Raw genomic sequence first — 6563 nt, 5'->3', positions numbered from 1 at the left:
TCATCGCTCGACTCGGCGGATGGACCGGATACCAAAGTGACAAATCAAATGGCCCCATCACTATGCGCGACGGACTCGAGCGCTTCTACGCTATCGCTGATGGTTACCATCTCGCAGCGCAACATCTGTGCTCAAGCTAGCCCGTAAGACGGGGGAGGCGGGCTGATAGGCGGTTCAACATCCCCGCCAGTCCTTCGGGCAAAAGGACCATCGTGCCCATCAGCAGCACGGCGTAGAGCAGGCCGGACAGGCCCTTGCCGAGGCCGGCGGTGAAGTCGGGCAGGAATTGCAGGATCAGCCCGCCCAGCACGGCGCCGCCCGGCGAATGCATGCCGCCGATGACCAGCCCGAACAGCATCTGGATCGACAGCCCGAAGGTGTAGGCGGTCGGGCCGACGAAGCCGAACTGGTAGGCCGACAGGCAGCCGGCGAGGGCGATGTAGGCACCGGCGATGCCCGAAGCGGCGGCCCGCGCCTGCACCACCCGGATGCCCTGGGCGGCGGCGGCCAGGTCGTTGTCACGGGTCGCCAGCAAGGCGCGACCGGAGCGGCTGTCGATGAGATTGTAGGCGAGCCAGAGACCAGACCCCAGCAGGCCGAGAGTCATCAAGAAGCGCCAGCGGTCGTCGCTCAGGAAGTCAACCGGCGGAGTCGGGAAGTCGAGATAGAGGCCGCCGACGCCGCCCGTGATTCCCTCGATCAGTCGCCAGCGCAGCAATTGAGGGAAGGCGATGGCGAAGGCGTAGGTCACCAGCGCCTGCGTCCACAGGCTGTGGCTGCCGGCGATGCGGCCGAGGCCGTAGCCCGCCGCGAAGCCCGTCACCAGCGCAGCGGGAAGCCCGACATAGATCGAGAGCGCGGTCTGATTGACGAGGATCGCGGCGGAGTAACCGCCGATCCCGAAGAGGGCGGCCTGGGCGAAGGAGAACTGGCCACTGATGCCACACAGGATCACGAGGCCAATGAGGGCGATCGCCCAGATCGCCGCCTGGGTGAAGCGGAAGACGATGAAGTCCGGTAAGCAGAACGAGAGCGCGGCCGCCGTCACGAAAGCCATGGTCCACACGGTCCGCATGGCGTTACGATAAACCGTAACGGCCGGAAAAGGGAGGGAAGCGATGCGGTTGCGTCAATGCGTGTTCGTCACCAAGGAGCTCGAGAGCTCACGCGAGGAGTTGTGCGACATCCTCGGCATCGAGGTCGCCTTCCGCGATCCCGGCGTCGCCAAGTGGGGTCTGGTCAACGTCGTCTGCCCGACCGGACATGATTTTCTCGAGATCGTCACGCCGTTTCAGGAAGGCACGTCGGCCGGCCGCTATATCGATCGGCGCAAGGGTGACGGCGGCTACATGGTGATCCTCCAGGTTGCCGACGCGGCCGCCGAACGCAAGCGCGTGACCGATCTCGGCATCCGTGCCGTGGCGCAGAAAGACCTGCCCGAATACCAGTACACCCACTTCCATCCCTCCGACACGGCGGGCGTCCTGCTGTCGCTCGACACGACTTTCGCGCCCAAGGGAGTCGACCCGGCGCTGTGGTGGCCGCCGGCGGAGAAGGACTGGTTGAAGCACGCCCGCTCCGACGTCACCAACGGGCTGGCCGGCGTCGAGATCCAGCATCCCGATCCGGCAGCGGCCGCCGCCAGCTGGTCGAAGATTCTCGGCCGTCCGCTCCACGGCAATCGGATCGCTCTCGACGGCGGCGAGATCCGCTTCGTCGCGGCGGCCGACGGGCGCGGGCAGGGCGTGTCGGCCTACGACGTCAAGGCCACCGACAAGGCCAAGGTCCTCGCCGCTGCCGAGAAGCGCGGCAAGAAGCGCGGGCCCGCGCAGGTCGAGGTCTGCGGCTGTCGCATCAACCTGGTGTGAGGCGGGGATGATCAGGATCGTCGGCAGCTATCTGTCGCCCTATGTGCGCAAGGTCCTGGCGTGCCTCGAGGCCAAGGGCCTCGGCTATGAGGTCGACCCGATCGTGCCGTTCTTCGGCGACGATCGTTTCTCCAAGCTGAGCCCGCTGCGTCGCATCCCGGTGCTGATCGACGGCGACCTCGTGCTCTCCGACTCGTCGGTGATCTGCCAGTACATCGAGGACAAGCAGCCCGAGCCGTCGCTGTTTCCGGCCGACATCCGCGATCGCGCCCGGGCGCGCTGGCTGGAGGAGTTCGCCGATACCCGCATGGGCGACGTCTTCATCTGGCGCCTGTTCAACCAGATCGCCATCCGGCCCTCGGTGTGGGGCGAGAAGGGCGATCGCGAGCTGGTCGACCGCACCGTGAAGGAGGACGTGCCGGCGGTGCTCGACTATCTCGAGAGCGAGGCACCGGCCGACGGCTTCCGCTTCGGGCCGACCTTGTCGATCGGTGACATCGCACCGGCGTGCTTCCTCCGCAATGCCGCCTGGGCAAGGGTCCAGATCGATGCGGCACGCTGGCCGCGCGCCGCCGCCTGGATGGGGCGCACGCTTGCTTCGCCGCCGTTCAAGACGCTGGCGAAGATCGAGGATGCCATCCTGCGCACGCCGATCCAGGAGCAGCGCAACGCCCTCATGGTCCTGGGCGCGCCGATTGCCAACGACACCTTCGCGACCGCCTCGCCACGCCGCGGCATCATGCCGATATGAGACCGTGCGGCGGATTTTTTCCTTCGCCTATGGCAACGCCATCGGCGGCCTGATCGCTGGCATCGTTGGCGGCACCTTCCTCGACCTGAAGGCGGTGTTGGCATCGGCCCGCTGGTCGCGGACGTCTGCCTGGTGCCTCCGACGATCGGTGTGCTGGTGCGCTGGTTGGTGGTGCGGGGGAGAACGGCGCTCTCGCCTTGGCGAAGGATCGGAGGGCGTTCGCGGCCGCGACACAGACGACACAATTTGTCCCGGCCGCAACACCGCCGGGATACGAAGGAGCGATACGAGAATCGTCGTTCGATGATCCATTCTCGGGTAATCGATAGTTCCTCGACCGTTCTCGACATCCTGACTGGGAGGCGACCGTGAAGAGCAGCATCATCGTTCTCGTGGCAGTGATGTCGATCGTCGGGGTGGCAGTCGCCAGCCTTTCCAAGCGGCCATTCGATGGCGGCAAGCCGCACATGCCGCCGATCGGCACGGCGGCTCACCCCGCGGCCGACCGCTCATCGGAGCCGCGCCCGAACGCCGTTGCCAAGTCGGCGCCCGCGGAGTTGCCAAAAGCTTCGGTTGAGCCCCAGCAGGCGCCGGTGCCTCTGCTCCTGAAGCCTCGCCAGGCGGCGAATCCGCCGGCCACCGAGACGTCAGGGGCGCCTGCCAGGGACGAACCCGGTACCACGGAGTCGTCCCTTGCTCCCGACCAGGCCGGTGAAAACGCGGCGCGGGCCGCCGTCGAGGCCGACGGGTACAAGGGTGTACGCATCGTGAGCAGGGGCGACGGCGTGTGGCGTGCCAAGGCATTCCGCGGCAAGACCGAGGTCCTGCTGATCGTCGATTCGAACGGCTCCGTCACGACCGCCGACTAGACCACGGTCCGCGGATGGTGGCCTTGGCTCCGCGTCAGGCAGCAATCGCCTTGGCGAGGCGGCCGCGGATCATCTCCTCGGCTTCGCGGACGATGCGTTCGACCAGCTCCTTGCAGGACGGGATGTCCTTGATCAGGCCCATCACCGTGCCGGCCGACCAGATGCCGTGCTCCATGTCGCCGGTCTCGTAGACGACGCGGCCCTTGGCGCCGGCGACGATCGGGCCGATCTCCTGGATGGTTTTGCCTTCGTGCTCCATCGCGATCGCCTTCTTGGCGACCGAGTTGCCGTAGACGCGGCTGGTGTTGCGCATGGTGCGCAGGATGAGCGACGTCGATCGCTCGTCGCTCTCGACCAGCGCTTTCTTCACGTTGTCGTGGATCGGCGCTTCCTTGGTCGCCATGAAGCGGGTGCCCATGTTGATGCCCTCGCAGCCCAACGCCAGCGCTGCGACCAGGCCGCGCGCATCGCCGAAACCGCCCGACGCGATCATCGGAATGCTGATGACATTGGCGGCCGCCGGCAGCAGCACGAGGTTGGGCACGTCGTCCTCGCCGGGATGGCCGGCGCATTCGAAGCCGTCCATCGAGATCGCATCGACGCCGACCTTCTCGGCGGTGATGCCGTGGCGCACCGAGGTGCATTTGTGGATGACCTTGATGCCGGCTTCCTTGAGCTTGGGCAGGAACGGCTTGGGGTTGTTGCCTGCCGTCTCGACGATCTTCACGCCCGAATCGATGATCGCGTCGATGTACTCGCCGTAGGGCCGCGGCACCAGCGTGGGCAGGATGGTGAGGTTGACCCCGAACGGCTGGTCGGTCATGTCGCGGCAGCGCTGGACCTCCTTGCGCAGATCTTCCGGGGTCGGCTGGGTGAGACCGGTCAGGAAGCCGAGCGCACCGGCATTGGCCACCGCCGATGTCAGCTCGGCACGGCCAACCCATTGCATGCCTCCCTGCACGATCGGGTGCTTGATGCCGAACATTTCGGTGAAGCGCGTCTTGATCATCTGCTGGATTTCCCTCGGGGATCTTTGGTCTGGGCCAGCATTAGCGAACCTCGTCCGGGCGCACTAGCCCCGGAATGGTCTTCCGTGATGCGGATCAGGCCTTGTCGATCCCGGCTAGGACGTCGGCGCGAGTCGGCGCTCGCTTGTGCAGGAAGTCGGACAGCGCCGCGACCACATCGACATGGTCGATCTCGGGATAAAGCCTCAGGTCTGCCCGACCTCCGGCGCGCCGCCAGGCTGCGGCCAGGCGCTCGCTGTTGCCGGACCTCACCGTGAAATCGGCTGTGCCATGAATGAGCAGCAGGGGCGGCAGCGGCGCCGTCGCGAAGGTGATCGGCTGCGTCTCCGTGCGGTTGGCGCCGCCGAAGATCTGCTGCAGCCGGCGCGACGCCAGCGGCAGGAAGTCATAGGGACCGGACAGGCCGATGGCGCCCGGCAGCTTCAGCCGGTCGACTCCGGCCGTCGCGAGCCAGGGTGTATTGGCGGCCAGCATCACGGCGATGTAGGCGCCGGCCGAGTGGCCCATCAGGAAGAGTCGGTCCGTGCCGACGCGGTCGGCCGCCCAGGCGGTTGCCCGCGCGCCGTCGTCGAGGAAGGCGGGAAACGTCACCTCGGGATAGAGACGGTAGTCGGCGATGATCGTGGTGACTCCGCGCGCGGCGAGCGCCTGGCCGACGAACAGGTAGTCGCTCTTGCTGCCCGAGTCCCAGGCGCCGCCGTAGAAGAACATCACGCTGCGTCCGTCGTCGCGCGCCCGGTCGGGCCGGTAGAGATCGAGCTTGTGGCGGGTCCGGGGCCCGTAGGCGATGTCGCGCTCGAGCGAAAATCCTTCGCGCGGCACGGTGGCATTCAGCATCGCGGCGGGCGAGCAGCCGCCCAGCAGGGTCCCGAGCAGGCTGGCGAGGAGCCCGCGCCGGGCCAAGCTCATGCGTTGGCGATGTCGCGCACCAGATCGGCCAGGGCCAGCGAGGAGGTGAGGCCGGGCGATTCGATGCCGAACAGGTTGACGAGGCCGGGCACGCCATGATCAGCCGGTCCCTGCACGACGAAATCCTGCGCTGGCGCGCCCTGTGGCACGATCTTGGGGCGGATGCCGGCATAGCCCGGCTGAATGGCGCCGTCCCGAAGGGCCGGCCAGTAGCGGCGTACCGCGGCATAGAACTTGTCGGCGCGGTGCGGGTCGACGTTGTAGTCGATTCCATCGATCCATTCGACGTCGGGGCCAAACTTGGCCTGGCCGCCGAGATCGACGGTGATGTGCACGCCGAGGCCGCCCGGCACGGGAACCGGGTAGATCAGGTGGGTGAAGGGCGAGCGTCCGGTCAAGGTGAAGTAGTTTCCTTTGGCATAGTACGCAGTAGGAACTCGATCGGATGGCATGCCTGTGATCTTTTGTGCGAGCGCCGGCGCGTGCAGGCCGCCCGAGTTGACGACGGTGCGGCAGCGAAGGGTCATCGGCTCGATGCCGCCGACCTCGATCTCGATACCGCCGTCGGCCACGCGGCCGCGCTCGAGCGGACTGTTGAAGGCGAACGTCGCGCCGTGCTCTTCGGCGTCGCCCTGCAACGCCAGCATGTAGGAATGACTGTCGACGATGCCGGTAGCAGGCGACAGCAGCGCTGCCGTGCAAAAGAGGTTGGGCTCCATCGCCATCGCGTCGGCCGCGCTCAGGAGGCGCATGCCCTCGACGCCGTTGGCCTCGGCGCGGCCCTTGATCTCGGTGAGCCTGTTGCCTTCGGCGTCGTTGGTCGCCACGATCAGCTTGCCGCAATTGCGATGCGGCACGCCATGCTCGGCGCAATAGGCGTAAAGGCGTCGCCGGCCGGCGACGCAGGTCTTCGCCATCAGGCTGCCCTTGGGATAGTAGATGCCGGCGTGGATGACCTCGGAATTGCGCGAGCTCGTCTCGGTACCGATGGCTTCCGCGGCTTCCACGACGATGACCTCGCGACCAGAAAGGGCAAGTGCACGAGCAACGGCAAGGCCGACAACGCCTGCGCCGATCACAACGCAGTCGACGGTTTCGAACGGGGACGAAGTCATGGACACATGCTAGTAGACCGCCG

7 protein-coding genes are annotated in these 6563 nt (G+C 66.8%); 3 read left to right on the top strand and 4 right to left on the bottom strand.

Annotated features, from left to right (window positions below; all coding sequences use genetic code 11):
- Positions 1 to 136: 136 nt before the first annotated feature.
- Complete coding sequence (locus ACILR9_RS23960; RefSeq protein ID WP_395712484.1) at positions 137 to 1057, bottom strand: branched-chain amino acid ABC transporter permease; 921 nt, start codon at positions 1055 to 1057, stop codon at positions 137 to 139.
- A gap of 61 nt (positions 1058 to 1118) precedes the next feature.
- Here ACILR9_RS23960 and ACILR9_RS23955 point away from each other — a divergent pair, with 61 nt between their 5' ends.
- From ACILR9_RS23955 to ACILR9_RS23945, 3 genes are all read left to right on the top strand, one after another.
- On the top strand, positions 1119 to 1868 hold the full coding sequence (locus ACILR9_RS23955) for a VOC family protein (RefSeq protein WP_395712483.1): 750 nt from the start codon (positions 1119 to 1121) through the stop codon (positions 1866 to 1868).
- A 7-nt stretch (positions 1869 to 1875) separates the two neighbouring features.
- Positions 1876 to 2619 (top strand): glutathione S-transferase family protein, encoded by a 744-nt coding sequence (locus ACILR9_RS23950; RefSeq protein ID WP_395712482.1) that lies wholly within the window; start codon positions 1876 to 1878, stop codon positions 2617 to 2619.
- Between the two features lie 368 nt (positions 2620 to 2987).
- A complete protein-coding gene (locus ACILR9_RS23945) occupies positions 2988 to 3488 on the top strand; it encodes a hypothetical protein (RefSeq protein ID WP_395712481.1) in 501 nt (166 codons plus the stop codon).
- Between the two features lie 34 nt (positions 3489 to 3522).
- On the opposite strand, the gene ACILR9_RS23940 is transcribed toward ACILR9_RS23945, so the two are convergent.
- The 3 genes from ACILR9_RS23940 to ACILR9_RS23930 all read right to left on the bottom strand — a co-directional run bounded on the left by ACILR9_RS23940 (position 3523) and on the right by ACILR9_RS23930 (position 6540).
- The gene (locus ACILR9_RS23940) at positions 3523 to 4497 is read right to left on the bottom strand and encodes an NAD(P)H-dependent flavin oxidoreductase (protein WP_395712480.1); all 975 of its coding nucleotides are present in this window, start codon (positions 4495 to 4497) and stop codon (positions 3523 to 3525) included.
- 94 nt (positions 4498 to 4591) lie between these two features.
- Entirely contained in the window at positions 4592 to 5425 is an 834-nt protein-coding gene (locus tag ACILR9_RS23935) for an alpha/beta hydrolase (protein ID WP_395712479.1), read from the bottom strand.
- Positions 5422 to 6540: an NAD(P)/FAD-dependent oxidoreductase gene (locus ACILR9_RS23930; RefSeq protein WP_395712478.1), complete on the bottom strand. Its 1119-nt coding sequence runs from the start codon at positions 6538 to 6540 to the stop codon at positions 5422 to 5424. Before ACILR9_RS23930 ends, ACILR9_RS23935 begins: the two co-directional genes overlap by 4 nt.
- Between the last annotated feature and the right edge of the window lie 23 nt (positions 6541 to 6563).

The sequence above is a fragment of the Reyranella sp. genome (genome assembly GCF_044224635.1).
Taxonomy (GTDB): Bacteria; Pseudomonadota; Alphaproteobacteria; order Reyranellales; family Reyranellaceae; genus Reyranella.
This window is presented reverse-complemented; position numbering and strand designations above follow the sequence as displayed.